Source organism: Noviherbaspirillum agri (assembly GCF_054780595.1).
Window position 1 is genome coordinate 196568 of record NZ_BAAGWA010000002.1, and the last position, 15139, is coordinate 211706.

Annotated in this window: 12 protein-coding genes; 1 reads left to right on the forward strand and 11 read right to left on the reverse strand. The window is 58.1% G+C overall.

Going from position 1 to position 15139, the window contains the following annotated elements; all coding sequences use genetic code 11:
- Positions 1 to 8: 8 nt before the first annotated feature.
- From ACYVIA_RS03620 to ACYVIA_RS03670, 11 genes are all read right to left on the reverse strand, one after another.
- Complete coding sequence (locus tag ACYVIA_RS03620; RefSeq protein ID WP_460837966.1) at positions 9 to 1295, reverse strand: dihydroorotase; 1287 nt, start codon at positions 1293 to 1295, stop codon at positions 9 to 11.
- A 6-nt stretch (positions 1296 to 1301) separates the two neighbouring features.
- Entirely contained in the window at positions 1302 to 2261 is a 960-nt protein-coding gene (locus ACYVIA_RS03625) for an aspartate carbamoyltransferase catalytic subunit (protein WP_460837968.1), read from the reverse strand.
- Positions 2254 to 2766, reverse strand: coding sequence for a bifunctional pyr operon transcriptional regulator/uracil phosphoribosyltransferase PyrR (gene pyrR / locus ACYVIA_RS03630; RefSeq protein ID WP_460837970.1), 513 nt, complete (start codon positions 2764 to 2766; stop codon positions 2254 to 2256). Before pyrR ends, ACYVIA_RS03625 begins: the two co-directional genes overlap by 8 nt.
- The gene (gene ruvX, locus ACYVIA_RS03635; RefSeq protein ID WP_460837972.1) at positions 2747 to 3136 is read right to left on the reverse strand and encodes a Holliday junction resolvase RuvX; all 390 of its coding nucleotides are present in this window, start codon (positions 3134 to 3136) and stop codon (positions 2747 to 2749) included. Before ruvX ends, pyrR begins: the two co-directional genes overlap by 20 nt.
- 12 nt (positions 3137 to 3148) lie before the next feature.
- Complete coding sequence (locus ACYVIA_RS03640) at positions 3149 to 3823, reverse strand: YqgE/AlgH family protein (RefSeq protein ID WP_460837974.1); 675 nt, start codon at positions 3821 to 3823, stop codon at positions 3149 to 3151.
- A gap of 188 nt (positions 3824 to 4011) precedes the next feature.
- Positions 4012 to 10080 carry a hybrid sensor histidine kinase/response regulator gene (locus ACYVIA_RS03645; protein ID WP_460837977.1) on the reverse strand — a complete coding sequence of 2023 codons (6069 nt, stop codon included), beginning with the start codon at positions 10078 to 10080 and terminating at the stop codon, positions 4012 to 4014.
- Positions 10081 to 10176: 96 nt separating this feature from the next.
- On the reverse strand, positions 10177 to 12438 hold the full coding sequence (locus tag ACYVIA_RS03650; RefSeq protein WP_460837979.1) for a methyl-accepting chemotaxis protein: 2262 nt from the start codon (positions 12436 to 12438) through the stop codon (positions 10177 to 10179).
- Between the two features lie 58 nt (positions 12439 to 12496).
- Positions 12497 to 13033: a chemotaxis protein CheW gene (locus ACYVIA_RS03655; protein ID WP_460837981.1), complete on the reverse strand. Its 537-nt coding sequence runs from the start codon at positions 13031 to 13033 to the stop codon at positions 12497 to 12499.
- Positions 13034 to 13081: 48 nt separating this feature from the next.
- Positions 13082 to 13447, reverse strand: a complete 366-nt coding sequence (locus ACYVIA_RS03660; RefSeq protein WP_460837982.1) for a response regulator transcription factor — start codon at positions 13445 to 13447, stop codon at positions 13082 to 13084.
- A 29-nt stretch (positions 13448 to 13476) separates the two neighbouring features.
- The gene (locus tag ACYVIA_RS03665; RefSeq protein ID WP_460837984.1) at positions 13477 to 13869 is read right to left on the reverse strand and encodes a response regulator; all 393 of its coding nucleotides are present in this window, start codon (positions 13867 to 13869) and stop codon (positions 13477 to 13479) included.
- A gap of 166 nt (positions 13870 to 14035) precedes the next feature.
- Positions 14036 to 14188, reverse strand: coding sequence for a rubredoxin (locus ACYVIA_RS03670; protein WP_019141929.1), 153 nt, complete (start codon positions 14186 to 14188; stop codon positions 14036 to 14038).
- Positions 14189 to 14287: 99 nt separating this feature from the next.
- On the opposite strand from ACYVIA_RS03670, the gene thiD reads away from it, so the two are divergent.
- Positions 14288 to 15118 (forward strand): bifunctional hydroxymethylpyrimidine kinase/phosphomethylpyrimidine kinase, encoded by an 831-nt coding sequence (gene thiD, locus ACYVIA_RS03675; protein ID WP_460837986.1) that lies wholly within the window; start codon positions 14288 to 14290, stop codon positions 15116 to 15118.
- Positions 15119 to 15139 lie beyond the last annotated feature (21 nt).

The window sequence follows — 15139 nt, forward strand, 5'->3', positions numbered from 1 at the left end:
CGCAGGCGTCAGCGCTCGTACGCCACATGTCCGGCGACGATGGTTGACTTCACCTGCCCCGCCACCTCGTAGCCGAGGAAGGGCGTATGCTTGCCTTGGCTGGCCAGCGCTTTGGCATCGACTTTCCAGCGTGCTGCCGGATCAAACACGCAAATATCGGCAACACTTCCGACCGCCAGCTGGCCGGATGGAAGCCCGAGTACGCGTGCAGCGTCAATCGTCACCTTCCCGATTGCGCGCAGCAGCGGCTGTTGCGATTTGTCCAGGCACTCGTCAGCCCATTTCAGCGCGAGCGGCAACAGCAGCTCCAATCCGGTTGCGCCCGGCGAAGCCTCGCCAAACGGCAGCAGCTTTTCATCATCATCAACCGGCGTATGGTCGGAACAGATCACGTCGATCGTGCCATCAAGCAGTCCCTGGCGAATGGCTTCGCGATCACGCTGCGCACGGAACGGTGGGGTCATGCGCGCATTGGAATCGAAGAAACCTATATCGGCGTCAGTCATGTGCACATGATGTGCGCCGACATCGCATGTCACCGGCAGGCCTTCCTTCTTGGCTGCACGCACGAGTTCGAGGCCTGCAGCAGAGGACATCCGGCACAAATGGACCCGTGCACCTGTTGCCCGCATCAACTCGAAGATCGTGTGCAAGGCGACCGTTTCCGCCATCGCTGGTACGCCCGGCAGGCCCAATCGGGACGCAACCGGTCCGCTATGCGCAATGCCGCCTTTGCCAAGGTGAGGATCCTGCGGGCGCAGCCACACGGTATAACCGAAGGTCTGTGCATACTGCATCGCACGCAGCAGCACGGTGGTATCGAGGATCGGGACTTCCGCTTGCGAGAAGCCAATACAGCCTGCCTCTGTGAGCTCCGCCATTTCGGTGAGCGCCTCGCCTTTGAGGCCGGCAGTCAATGCACCTAGTGGGTACACATGCGCCTTGTTCAAGGTCTTGGCGCGATGCTTGAGCATTTCCACCAGCCCGGGCTCATCCAGTACAGGGTCGGTATCGGGTGGACAGACAAGGCTGGTGACGCCGCCCTGCATCGCGGCCTGCATTTCCGACTCGAGGGTTGCCTTGTACTCGTATCCGGGTTCGCGCAGGCGCGCGCTGAGATCCACCAGGCCGGGCGCAACAATCATTCCGCTTGCATCGATCACCTTCTCTGCTGCAAAGCCGTCCGGTGTCTTCCCTACAGCGGCAATCCTTCCTTCGGCAATATAAAGATCCTGTTGCGCGTCAATACCATTGGCCGGATCGATCAGGCGGCCATTCTTGATCTGGAGTTTCATCGTGTTTTAGTTTCCCGCCAAAATACTCATCACCGCCATACGCACCGCGATACCGAATGTCACCTGTGGCAGGATCACGGCCTGTGCGCCATCTGCCACCGATGAATCGATTTCGACACCACGGTTCATCGGCCCCGGATGCATCACGATGGCATCCGGCTTGGCCAGTGCAAGACGCTCGGGTGTCAGGCCATAGCTCTTGAAGAATTCCTGCGCGGACGGCAGCAACGCGCCCGTCATGCGCTCGTTCTGGAGGCGCAGCATGATGATGACGTCGACGCCCTTCAGTCCTTCATTCATGTCGGTGAACACCCGTACGCCCATCTGCTCCAGTCCGCCCGGTAGCAGCGTGCGCGGACCGATCGCGCGCACTTCCGGCACGCCCAGCGTCGTCAGCGCATGAATATCGGAGCGTGCAACGCGGCTGTGCAGGATGTCGCCGACAATGGCAACGGTTAGATTCGTAAAGTCCTTCTTGTAATGCCGGATGGTGTACATGTCCAGCAGCCCTTGCGTCGGGTGCGCATGACGTCCGTCTCCCGCGTTCACCACATGCACATGCGGCTGGTTGGTGTCGGTCAGGTGCTTGGCAATCAGATAGGGCGCGCCGGACTGGGCATGGCGCACGACGAACATGTCGGCATGCATGGCGGCGAGATTATCGATCGTATCGAGGAGCGATTCACCCTTGCTGGTGCTGGAAGCGGAAATATTCAGGTTGATCACGTCGGCCGACAGGCGCTTCGACGCGATCTCGAACGTGGTGCGGGTGCGTGTCGAGTTTTCGAAAAACAGGTTGAACACGCTCTTGCCGCGCATGAGCGGCACTTTTTTCACCTCGCGGTCGCCAATGCTGACGAAAGACGATGCGGTATCGAGGATATGGTTGATGACCGCTTTCGGCAGGCCTTCGATGGTGAGCAAATGTTGCAGCTCTCCGTTCTTGTTCAATTGCGGGTTATGCATGGTCCACCGTGAGGGAGAAGCGGCCGTCGTCGGCCCGTTTCAGCACGAGTTGCTGGTCGTCGGCGAGTGTCACCGTGTCGGCAATGAAGTCTGCTGCAATCGGCAGTTCACGCCCGCCGCGGTCCACCAGCGCAGCCAGCATGATCTTCGCCGGCCGGCCATAGTCAAAGAGCTCATTGATCGCAGCGCGGGTGGTACGGCCTGTGTACAGAACGTCGTCCACCAGCACAATGGTCGCGTTTTCGACTTCGAACGGAATGTGGGTCGGCTTGACTTCCGCGTGCAAACCCTTGGCCGCGTAATCGTCGCGATAGAAGGACACGTCGATGAAACCGAGCCGGTCATTGAGTTGAAGATCCGCCGCGAGCCTTTCAGCCAGCCATGCGCCACCGGAATAGATACCGACAATGGCGAGGTTCTTCGCTTGCGCAACACCGGTTTTGATGCGCTCTGCGAGCACCTTGTAGAGTGCTTCGGCATCGAAGTTAGGATTCGGCATAGTCATTGAAGTATTGTTGCAAAATTATTGCGGCGGCTTGTGCATCGATTGACTCACCGCGCTTTTGAGGAATTACTGCAGAAGAAAAACGTTCGTCCACCAGCACCGTGGCGACGCCATAACGGCCGTGAAGCTGATTGGCGAAGCGCCGGCAACGTACTGTCATTTCATGCTCGGTTCCATCCGGATGGCTTGGCAGGCCGACGATGCAACGCTTCGGCTGCCATTCCTGGATCAGTGCCGATATCTCGGCAAACTTGGCGTCGTTGGTTGGTGCATCGATCACGGCAAGCGGCTGGGCCTGCCTCAGCAAGGTATTGCCGACAGCGACGCCGATGCGTTTCAGCCCGAAATCGAAGCCCAGTACTGTTTCCACCAGACTCTCGTGTCAGGCGTGACCGGCTTGACCGGCCAGCATCATCGGGTCAATGCCCAAGAGCTTCATCGCTGCGGTGAAGCGTTCTTCAACCGGGGTGTCGAAAATAATGGACGGATCAGCGCGCACAGTCAGCCAGCCATTGCGACTGATCTCTTCTTCCAATTGCCCCGCACTCCAACCCGCACAGCCCAGGCTGACCAAAATACGACGCGGACCGTCACCAACCGCTACCGCCTCCAGCACGTCCTTGGAGGTGGTCAATGCGACTTCATCCGTCACGGGCATGGTTGATGAGTAGTTTCCGTGCAGGGAATGGAGGACGAATCCGCGCTCGACCTGCACCGGACCACCGAACATGACAGGCTGCTTGTCGATAGTTGGGCGCCCCGGCCCCGTTTCCAGGTTCAACTCGATACGCTCAAACAAGACATCCATCGTCATGTCTGTTGGCTTGTTGATAATGACACCCAAGGCGCCTTCCGTGTTGTGTTCACAGACATAGACGACCGTTCCGCCGAACATCGGGTCCAGCATCGATGGCATGGCAATCAGGAAATGATCTGCGAGATGCAATTCGGGAACAGGTGCGGCGTCGGCGGAAGAGGGAAAATCGGGAGCGTCCTGGGTACAGCCAGGCCTTGAGGAAAATGGGCGTGTCTTGCTATGTTTCACCATGGTGGCCATTTTAACAGTTTTGCTGTCTCCGCCCCTTTCGGACGACGCAAAATGAGGAAAACAACCTGGTGTCTTCCTTGATCCGCACGGCTTGAGCAGCGTGGCGTCGCGAAGACCGGGTTCGCAGAAAGAGATCCTCTCAAAATGGAAAAAGGCCCGCGTTTACCACGCGGGCCTTCTTTCCAACTTGCCTCCGCTTAGGATGCAGTGACTTCCTTCTTCACGAATCCGGCGATCAGGTTGAGCAACTGGTCTTCCTGGTAAGGCTTACCGAGATACTCATTCACCCCGAGTTCGAGTGCGTAATTGCGATGCTTGCTTGCGGTACGCGAAGTAATCATGATGATCGGAATGTGATTCGTCCGTGCATCACCACGAACGTTTCGAGTAAGGTCGAATCCGTCCATGCGCGGCATTTCAATATCAACCAACATGACATCCGGCGTGATGGATTGCAAATGTTCCAGAGCGTCCACACCATCCTTGGCAAGAACGACCTGGTAACCCTCGCGCACCAGCAGACGCTGCGTTACCCGGCGCACGGTCAACGAGTCGTCGACGACCATCACGATATTCTGCGTCCTCAGGCCTTGCACCGGTTCCGAGCTTGGCGTCGACGGCTGATGCGCTGCCATTTCCGCTACGGCCCCCATGGAAGATGGCGCATCGGATTGCGTCATTCGTGGCGCACGGATGTTTTCATGCGCGGCGCGCTGCGCCAACGGAACCGGATTCAGAATCAGGACGATGTCGCCTGAACCGAGCACAGTTGCACCGGCAATACCAATCAGACGTGCAAGCTGCGGGCCGATGTTCTTCACGACGACTTCGCGATTACCGATGATTTCGTCGATATGCACCGCTACACGGTCGGTACCACTCTTAAGGATCAGCAACGGTGAGTATTGCTGAGCAACCGGCGAAGCCTGGTGATCCCCAAGCAGTGCAGACATGAAGTACAGCGGCACACGCTGGCCTTGCCAGACGACGGCACCGTCGTTATAGGCGGCGGCGAGCGCGTTGGTCTTGAGCTGCTGCACCTGCTCCACGAGCACGGAGGGCACGGCGAAAGTCTTGCCACCGGTGGTGAGCAACACGACCTGAGTCACGGCCAGCGTCAACGGCAGGCGGATCGTGAACTGCGCCCCCTTGCCGGATTCAGACCAGGTCGAAACCCGTCCGCCGAGCGCAGCGGCTTCAGAACGAACCACGTCCATGCCGACACCGCGTCCGGCAAGCTCCGTAATCTCCTCAGCGGTCGAGAAACCCGGGTGGAAAATCAGGTCGCGCACTTCCTCGTCGGAGAGTTCGGTATCGTTGGTCAGCAGTCCCTGATGCACAGCCTTCGAACGAATACGCGCAAGATCAAGGCCGCGGCCGTCATCAGCGAACTGGATTACGACTTCATTGCCTTCCTGCCGGATCTCAATGCGCAGTTCGCCGGTTTCGTTCTTGCCAACAGCGCGGCGTTCATCACGTGATTCGATACCGTGAACGATCGCGTTACGCAGCAAATGCTCGAACGGGCCAGTCATCTTTTCCAGCACGCTACGATCCACCTCTACGGCGCTGCCGCGGATATCGAGGTTGACGCGCTTGTCCATCTCCTTGGCCGCCTGGCGAGTTACACGGAACAAGCGCTCGGAGATGCTGGCAAATTGCACCATGCGCACGCGCATCAGGTCCTGCTGCAGGTCACGCGTCAGCCGTGCCTGCGTCGACAGGTCGCCAACAGCGCTGTCAAGCGTGCGGCTCAGGTTATGGTGCACGGAACTGACGTCGTTGACGCTCTCCGCCATCATGCGTGTCAGCTCTTGCAAGCGCGTAAACCGGTCAAACTCCAGAGGGTCGAATTCGCGGTCCGCAGAATGGGCCATGCGCGACGTGATCTGCGTTTCGGCCTGCATCTCAATCTCGCGAAGCTGGTCACGCAAGCGGGTAACGTTCTCCGTGAGCTCGGTCAGCGACATCTTCAAGGTGCCGACCTCCGTTTCGATCTTCGAACGCGCGATGGAGACCTCACCAGCCTGGTTCACAAGGCGATCCAGAATGTCGGCACGTACGCGCACCAGCGGTACGGGGCCAGCCGGTGCTGCCACCCCGCGCGCTGCAGTCGGCATTGCCGGGGCAGGCTTGTTTGCCTCGAGCGGCACCAACGGCGAGAGTACGACCGCGTCCGGCCTTGCAGGCTCCGCGACCGAAGTGGCCTTGGCAGCTGGCGCAGGCTCTGCAGGCGCCGGACCTTGGACGGCCGCCTGTGGATTTTGCAGCTGCTCGAACATGGCCAAGCCTTGGTCGTAACGGATCAGCAGATCGTCGATCGCCAGTTCCGTCGGTGTACCGAGACGCATGATGTTCTCGGTACGCGTTTCCATATCATGCAGATGCTGGCCGAGCCGCATGGCGCCCGCCATACGGGCACTTCCCTTGAGCGTGTGCAGCAGACGCAGCATGGACTGCGGCAAGCTGAGATTACCTGGTTGCGCCTGCCATCCGCGCAACTCGGTCCCGAGCTGCGGCAACATGTCACGCCCTTCCTCCAGGAACACCGGCAACAGATCGGCATCCAGCTCATCCTTCAGGATCAGCGCAGGATCTGCCCCTGCATCGGTCGGGTTGGCGAATACCGGCTCCACAAAATCTGCGGCAGCGGCGCGATCCGATGGCGGCTCTGGAGTTTCTGCATTGACGTCATGGGCGAATCCGGTTTCCTGCTTGGGTTCCGGCATGACGACGTCGGCAGCGAGCGGCGAAACCAATTCTTCGCTCGCCGTGTCAGCGGAATCCGCGGCAGCAGGCAGCGACAAATCAACCGCAACGTGCTCCGGTTCTTCCAACCGGACTTCGATATCCTTGCGGATCTTGGCAAGCTGGCGCACGTATTCCGGCTCATGCGCCGGCATCTCGCCTAACGCGAACTTCTGCAGCATGAGCTTGAGGCGCTCGACGCTCTGTTCGACCGTATCGAATTCACTCGCCGTCAGCTTGACGGGGTTACGGGAGAGGAACTGCAACACCATCTCCAGCGCATGCGCCACTTCCTGCAAGGCCTTGAAGCCGACTGTGGCAGAACTGCCAGCGAGGGAATGCGTAGCATGTACTGACTGGATGCTGACCTCGCGGTGCGGCTCATGGCGCCACTCCGCCATATCCTGTGCCAGCACGCGAACGAGCTCATCGGTTTCTGCAATGTAGATGTTGTATAGCGGGAGGCTGATTTCCAGATCGCCGATGCGCTTGACATTATCGTCCGGCTTGGGCTGCGGCTCCTGCATGGTTGGGAACTCGATCACGTCTGCAATCGATACCGCAGGAGCAACCGGCTCCTCGAGTTCCTGTGCCGGGACGGGCACTGCTTCAGTCTCCGACAACGGCTTGGCAGCATTCTCAAACAACGCAAAGTCAGCGTCCGAAAGCTGAATTTCTTCAACCTGGGGCAGCACAGGAGAGTCTTCTCCAGGCATGTCCAGAGCCGCGTCTGACGGAGCAACGATATCGGCCAGCATCGGCTCTGCCAGCACCTCGTCAACATGCACTTCCGCCGCGATCTCCGTTACGCCTGACTGCTGAGTCAAGTCGATCGGCATTTCGGTCGCAGCGCCATCGGCTGCCGGGCCAGGTGCTTCGATGGATAACTCCGGCAAAGCCTCTGCCACTGCTTCGGTCGCCGCTTCTATAGCTGCAACCGAGCTCTCGACCAATGGCGCGGCAACTTCCTCTTCGTAGACAAAATGCCCACCCGCCTTGACCCGCTCAGCGGCGCTCACCAGCGCATCCGGCGTACGGTCGGCTCGGCCGAATTGCTTGAGGTCCTGGACCCAGGCCCCCAAGAGTTCAGCCGCCTTTTCCAGCAAGGCATAGAGATCCACGTCGCCTGCGCGCGATTCCGACAGACGGAGGTTAAGGACCTGTTCGATGCTCCATGCAGCTTCGCCAAAGGCCGTCAGGCCGACCATCCGGCCACTACCCTTGAGCGTGTGGAAGGAGCGACGCAGGGTCGTCAAATGCTCCTGGTTGTGCGGATGATTACGGGACTCAGGCAATGTTTGTGCGACTGCCTCAAGAACCTCCTCTGCCTCCGAAAGGAAAATCTCGAGCAGTTCTGCATCGATTGCCTCATCCGTCTCCGGTGCGACAACCGGCGGCAACAGCTCACCGGCCGGCGCAGCAGGAACGGTGGCGGTGATGATCTCCGCCAGTGCTTCCTTTGACGCGGAAAAATCCGGTCGCGCAAGAATATCGATTCCCGCGTTCGCGCGCTCCTTGATTTCAGGATCGTCAACCAGATCAGCATTCACGCTGATCTGCGTAAGCGATTCTTTGAGCTTCTCCTGCAAAGCCTGGTTGTCAGGCTCGACTGTTAATGATTTTGCGAGTTCTGCGGATTGTTGCTGGTGAAATGCGAGTTCGTCCTCAACCGTCGTTAAGGGACGAAAAGAGCGCTCCTGTGAAGGAAGCGCCTCCAGCTTCTCGACCGCCTCAATCACGGGGCCGCTGTTTTCCGGCGTATCAACGGGGGCAGGATTATGTTCGACGAGCTTCGCCTGGAACACCCCACGCTTCTCATCAAAGGTGAACCGCTTCGTGCCGCTTTCAGACGGGAGTTGCAGGGTTTCGATAAAGAAACTCAGCGCACCGACGTTCTGCGCCACATTCTGGAAATCCCGCTCGTTGGGTGCAGCATCGCCTTCCGCAGCGAGAAAGCGTTGAACGGCGGTACGCGTATGCTGGACGGTGCGCATTGCATCGTCCTGATCGAGAACCGCCAAAGCACCTTCGATCTGGTGCAGGACGGTATCAAGCTGCCCGAGCGATTCACGCTGTGCAGGATCGCGGAAATACTCGTCCAGCATTTTCTCAACCTGGCGCAAGCTGCTTTGCATCTCGCCTGCCAAAGTGATCATGGTCTGCCGCTGCTGCGCCTCCCGCGACATATCATCCAGCCACTCAGCACTCTGTGTCGGGGTTTCGCCAGAAACGACCGACAACAGGCGCGCCGTCAATGCATGCGCGCGTTCGTCAAAGTTTTCCGGCAAGCGACCAATATTGGCCAGCGCATTTTCGATAAATAGCAGGCTGGTCGCCATTTCCAGGCCCAGCGCATCGCCAGGCCTTGCATGAGCAGCATGCCGGGCGATACCTTTCAACTCGCGCAACAGTTTTGACAGCGGTGCAGAATTGAGTTTGGATCCCGCGTCTGCGAGCGCACGCATTTCATGCTCGAAGGTATCCGCGACGCTGGCGTCGCCGCCGGCAATCCGGTTCCACATGTTCTTGGCGTGCGACAGCCGTTCCTTCGCAGCCGCGAGTGCGTCCAGATTTACCTGTCCGTATCGTTTCTTGTCATAGTCGGATGGCACCAGGCCGTCCAACTGATAGGTTTTGCGAATTTGCTGCGCGCGGGACGACGGCTCTTTTGCCTTGGCAATGAAGAACAGCGCATCGCGCAGGAGCCGTTCGGCAATACTTGCCGACCCTTGGCTCAGGCGGCGGATCTGCAGGTTTATCCGGGCGAACAGTTGCTTGACATAAATTTCATTGTCGATCTGGCCGGCAGCAACGGTTTCAGCAAGACCATGCATCACCCACCAGAAGGCACGTGCCTGTTGGTTGCCTTGCACCCGCTCGATTTGCGCAATGATGTCACGCATTGCAGCGGCATTTGCCAGTTCTGATTTGCGGTCCGAGCTCTTCAGGAATGGAAGGAGCGCCCGCTCGAAGCGCTGGCGCAAGCTCACATACTGTGCCGGATCCACTGCGCCAATGGCCTCCGCCCCCGGAAACTGAGGACGAACGGCCAGATTCGGGAAGAACAAATCCGCCGGGTGGATGCGCTCTGCACCACGTGCTTCCAGCAGCGCACGATAGTAAGGAAAAAGCCGGACTGGTTGATGCGGCACGCCAGACAGCAGCTCGTCAAGATACTCGACAAGCGCCTGGTAACCGCTGTCGACAGTTTGCGCCAGTTCCTGCGTCAGCGGGAGCTGGCCCGCCTCAACGCGATCAAGCAGATCTTCAACAGTCTCGGTAATGATCGCCACGCCATCGACATCGACGATCTGCAATGCGCCATGGGCTTGGTGCAAGTAACTCTTCGCATGATGCAAAGATGTCGTGCGTGCCTCGGCATCCTGGGATACGGCCTCTGCAATCGCCGTCTTGGAACGATTGAGTGCTTCGCGGATTTCTCCCATCACCCAGGACAGCGGCCCGGTGTCAAAGTTATCCCGAGCACCCTGCGATGAGGTGGAGTTGGGGGTGGTCATGACTGCCTCGCGGGGTCAAAGGGCGATGCTCAGTGAGTGAGCATCGCCGAACATCACTAATGGGCCATCCGTTATGAACTGACTGTCTGGCAAACGTCAGGCAGCCACACGGAAACGCGATACCGAGTTCTTGAGCTCTTCGGCCAGCTTGGACAATTCGCGAATCGACTGTGCAGTCTGTTGCGTACCCTGCTGCGTCTGCTCGGTTACTGTCAGGATGTTCTGAATGTTTTGTGCAACGCCGTTGGCGGAAGTTGCCTGCTGCTCGGTTGCAGCGGAAATGCTTTGAATCAGGTCTGCAAGACGGTTCGAAACGCTTCGAATTTCCGACAGTGCAGCACCGGCCGCGTCGGACAGTTTTGCTCCCTCGACCACGCCCTGCGTGGATTTTTCCATAGCGGCAACCGCGTCGTGGGTATCGGTCTGAATCGTACGCACCAGCGCACCGATCTGCTTGGTCGCTTCACCTGAGCGTTCCGCCAGTCGCTGCACCTCTTCCGCAACCACCGAGAAGCCCCGGCCTGCTTCGCCTGCGGACGCCGCCTGGATCGCCGCATTCAGCGCCAGCACGTTGGTCTGTTCGGTAATGTCGGAAATCAGCTCGGTAATTTCACCAATTTCCTGCGACGATTCACCGAGACGCTTGATTCGTTTCGAGGTTTCCTGGATCTGCTCGCGAATTTCGTTCATGCCCTTGATGGCATCTTCCACCGCCTTTGCGCCCTGCTCAGCAGCGGACACCGACTGGCGCGCCACTTCGGCAGACTCGTTCGCGGATTTCGACACATCGGTAATCTGGACAGCCATTTCCAGCACGGCCTGACCGGTTTCCTGGATCTCGCGCGACTGCTTTTGCGACGCGACCATCAGTTCGTTCGAAATATCCTGCGCCTGGTTCGATGCGGCGGTAACCTGTTCAGCTGTCTTCGTCACGCGACCAACAAGGCCACGGAGCTCTTCCACCGTGTAGTTAACCGAGTCGGCAATTGCACCGGTAATGTCTTCCGACACCGTTGCCTGCACCGTCAAGTCACCGTCCGCCACTTCCTGCAATTCGTTCATCAGACGCAAAATTGCGGCCTGGTTCTGGTCGTTTGCGCGCTTGGCTTCCTCTTCCTGCTTCATCGCCTGAAGACGCTGATCTTCCGCTTCCTGGCGACGCTGGTCAGCTTCGGTGGCGCGGTTGCGACTGTCTTGCAGCAGCACGAGCGCAGTGCCCACCGAGGCGAACAGTGCTGCAATCGCACTGGCCACCATCATCCAGAACGACCAGTGTGCGGAGTCTTCCTCGGCACGGTATGCCTTCTGCAGCGTCGAGATGCGCTGTTTGAGAGTCTCGTTCTCGGCAAAGATCAACTGTTCCGCCTGCTTGGCGGCGATAAAATTCTGCAGGTTACCGAGAATCGTCGCGATCGACGCCTGGTACTCCGCGAACACCGTTTGCAGTTCGGTGAGTTTCTCGCGCGTATCCGGATCACTGGTTGCGCTCAGGCGCAGCACCTCGCTACCGTTCAGGAAGCCCTCGGTAATGTCGCGGAAGGTATTGGTATCCTTGCCGAGCAAGAACGCAGTTTCCGGGTTCACACCTTCCGAAGTCAGGAATTCGTTTGCACTTCGCCCCAAACGCTGGGTCAACATGACCAGCTGACCGGCGGCAGAGATTTCGCGCGGGGTTGCGCCACCTTGCGCCTTCAGGGTCGCGATCTGCTCGGTGAGTTCCAGCAGAACCGGGGAGAGTTCATTCAGCTTTTCAAGCGTTGCGCCAAAGCCGGTCAGCTCCTGTTTCAGCTTCAGGATCGTCTCCGCTGCCTTGTCGGACTCGCCCCACACCTTGCGGGTTTCGTTAAGGAGCACAGCCATGTCAGCGCTCGGTGCATCAATCTGACGGCCTTGATAATCACCGCCCTTGGACAGGACGTTAAGGTCGTTATTGAACTCCTTGCGGCTTTCCTCCAGCTGTTTGAACGCCTCAGGGTTGCCCTGAATCGCGTTCGGCGCCGCTTTACCGATACGCTGGGAGTGCATCAGCGCGTCACCGGCAATCTGCGTTTGCGTCGACGCGATGATGGATTGGTTGGAGTTGATCCACACAAAGACTGCGCCGAGCACAAGAGAGCCACCCAGCCCCATCAGCAATACGCGCATCTGCTGTTGCAGCGGCAGGTTGCCGATCACCGGCAGGCGAATATCACCGCCCTTCTGCAATGCGTCGCCGATAAACGTCGCGTTCAGGTTGCGAGTCTGAGGGCTGATGGTATCCGGAGCAACAGCTGCACCTTGCGCCAAAGCGTCGGATGCCGCTTCCTCAGCAAGCCCATCCTTGTTGCTCTTGGAAAAGAACGGTAGTTTAAACGCCATCACTGAGTCTCCTTGTTATTCTGCAAATGCTCAAACCCCGGCCAAGCAGCCTGGCTGCTTATAGACCGACATGCAGAAATTGGGGGTCTTGCACAATTAATGAAAGATTGAGTTCGGTCCAGACCTGCGATTCGCGGTCGAGATAATGTTGTCTCGCCCAAGGCGTCTCGCCGCTCTCGGAGAGCGTCTGTGGTTGCATATCTGCAACGTTACGGAGGCCAAGAACGCGCGACACCAGAAGTCCGCTATTGAAGGACAAAGCCGGCGCGAAGGCGATGATCCGGCTTTCCTTGTCGATGGGCGTCTGCGGCTGACCTCGAAAATTGGCGAGGTCGACCACACTGATCAAATTACCGCGGATATTGGTCAAACCCAGGAACCAATCCTGGGTCAACGGGACCTTGGTGATGGAACCGACGGACACAATCTCCCCAGCCTCCTGCAGGCTCAACAGCCAACGCGTCTGTCCGATCATTACCCCGAGCTGACTGGTATGAGGTTGCGTGCCGCTGCTCGCCGCTTGCATGCGCTCCACGAGCTGCGTCTGGAACTCCCGCAGGCGTGTGCGGCGCGAGCCGGTGTCCGGCTCTTTCATTGCGCCGCTTGACGCAAGCTCCGTAGTAGTTTGATGCATTTGCACTGTTTAACCGAGTGCCGCGATCTTCGACAGCAATTCTTGCGGATCGACTGGCTTGACAATGTAGTCGCGCGCACCCTGGCGCAGGCCCCAGATGCGGTCGGTTTCCTGATCCTTGCTGGTGCAGATGATGATCGGGACATCCTGGGTTTCAGGGTCACGCGCAATCGCACGGGTAATCTGGAAGCCGTTTTGGCCAGGCATCACCACGTCCATCAGGATCAATTGCGGCTTGTCGGCTTTTACTTTCGCCAATGCTTCTTCACCGTTTTCGGCGGTAGACACCGAAAAACCATTTTTGACCAGGATGTCGGTCAAGAAGTAGCGCTCTGTAGGCGAGTCATCCACCACAAGAATTTTTTGAATGGGCATGTTGCACCTTCTAATTCAGGAAATTATTTTCAAAGTTGCGCCGTATGCTCACGTACAGTCTTAAGCAGACTGTCCTTCGTAAACGGCTTGGTGAGATATGCGTCCGAGCCGACCATCGCACCACGCGCCCGGTCAAACAGCCCATCCTTGGAGGACAGCATGATGACCGGCGTGGAATGAAACTTGGCGCTTTTCTTGATAAGCGCGCAGGTCTGATAGCCGTCGAGACGAGGCATCAGGATGTCGCAAAATATCAGGGCAGGCCGGTGGTCATTCATCTTGGCAAGGGCATCGAACCCGTCATCGGCCAGAACCACTTGATAGCCAGCTTGTCCCAGGAAGATCTCGGCGGAACGACGAATAGTGCTGCTATCGTCAATGACCATGATCTTGAGACCGGATTTTTCCGAGGATGTTGTCATCAGGCAATCTCATTAAACGAGCTTTCAATATACGGCTCAATTGTGACAAAAAGCAAGATGCATTAGAACAAGCCCTCGACTTAACTTTTGGTCACCGTGGTTTTTCTGCGAAATTTAACGGATTTGCAACAGTGCCTGACCACGCTTGTGCGACTGTAGCGCGCCTTTAGATTGCCACCATCTCGAAGTCTTCCTTGCGCGCCCCGCACTCAGGACAAGTCCAGTTCATTGGCACGTCAGCCCAGCGCGTTCCGGGAGCGATCCCCTCTTCGGGCAAACCCGCTGCCTCATCGTAGACCCAGCCGCAAATCAGACACATCCAAGTCTTGAATTCCTGACTCGACGTTTCGTTATTACTCACAGTTACCAGCCCTTCAATCAAGTAAAATGCAAAGTCGAATATCTTAATCTACCGGCCGTGCAAAACCAAACCTCCCCCCTGATTCTGACTTTTGGTGCAGCCGACCCTGTCGGCGCAATCGGCATCCAGGCGGACCTCGCTTCGTTTGCCGCAATGGGATGCCATGGTTTGTCGGTGATTACCTCTATATTGATTAGCGATACGGCGCGGGTCGAAGACGTGCAGGTTGTGGACGCCGATTGGGTGGCAGATCAGGCGCGCGTCGTGCTGGAAGACATGCCGGTCGCGGCATTCAAGGTCGGTGCCCTCGGCAGCATCGAAAACGTCTCTGTGATCGCAGAAATCGCTTCGGACTACCCGGACGTGCCGCTGATCCTTGATCCCTTCATCAGCACCATGCCAGACCCGGGACAGGAAGGCGAAGACATGTTGCTTGCCATTCGCGAACTGTTGGTTCCGCAAGCCACCCTGCTTCTTGCGTCGGCTGTGGAAATCGCACGATTCGCTGAAACCTGGCGCGAACCGTCGTCAGATGATGCGCTTGCATTGGATGCGATGAAGATCATCGATATGGGCTGCGAGTATCTGTTCGTGACCGGCACGCCAAGTGACGTGCACGAGGTTGCCAATACGCTGTTCGACGAATCCGGGCTTGTTCGCCGGGATACCTGGCAAAGATTGCCGGGCTCTTTCAGCGGTGCGGGCAGCACGCTGTCCGCCACAATTGCGGCCATGCTGGCTAACGGCGTCGATGCGTCGGAAGCCGTGTTCGAAGCACAGGAATTCACGCATGCTGCGCTTGCCAATGCACATCGACTCGGGATGGGGAAACTGACCCCGGACCGTTACTTCTGGGCCAAGGATCCTGACCCAGCCTCCAATCCATAAACCTCTTCTTTGCTTCTTTGC

Bases quoted from the DNA above. Each gene is read 5' to 3' on its own strand.
- ACYVIA_RS03670 (WP_019141929.1), bottom strand. From the start codon at position 14,188: ATGTGTCTGATTTGCGGCTGGGTCTACGATGAGGCAGCGGGTTTGCCC.
- ACYVIA_RS03655 (WP_460837981.1), bottom strand. From the start codon at position 13,033: ATGAAAGAGCCGGACACCGGCTCGCGCCGCACACGCCTGCGGGAGTTC.
- ACYVIA_RS03640 (WP_460837974.1), bottom strand. From the start codon at position 3,823: ATGGCCACCATGGTGAAACATAGCAAGACACGCCCATTTTCCTCAAGG.
- ACYVIA_RS03660 (WP_460837982.1), bottom strand. From the start codon at position 13,447: ATGCCCATTCAAAAAATTCTTGTGGTGGATGACTCGCCTACAGAGCGC.
- ACYVIA_RS03665 (WP_460837984.1), bottom strand. From the start codon at position 13,869: ATGACAACATCCTCGGAAAAATCCGGTCTCAAGATCATGGTCATTGAC.
- ACYVIA_RS03645 (WP_460837977.1), bottom strand. From the start codon at position 10,080: ATGACCACCCCCAACTCCACCTCATCGCAGGGTGCTCGGGATAACTTT.
- ACYVIA_RS03620 (WP_460837966.1), bottom strand. From the start codon at position 1,295: ATGAAACTCCAGATCAAGAATGGCCGCCTGATCGATCCGGCCAATGGT.
- ACYVIA_RS03650 (WP_460837979.1), bottom strand. From the start codon at position 12,438: ATGGCGTTTAAACTACCGTTCTTTTCCAAGAGCAACAAGGATGGGCTT.
- pyrR (WP_460837970.1), bottom strand. From the start codon at position 2,766: ATGACTATGCCGAATCCTAACTTCGATGCCGAAGCACTCTACAAGGTG.
- ACYVIA_RS03625 (WP_460837968.1), bottom strand. From the start codon at position 2,261: ATGCATAACCCGCAATTGAACAAGAACGGAGAGCTGCAACATTTGCTC.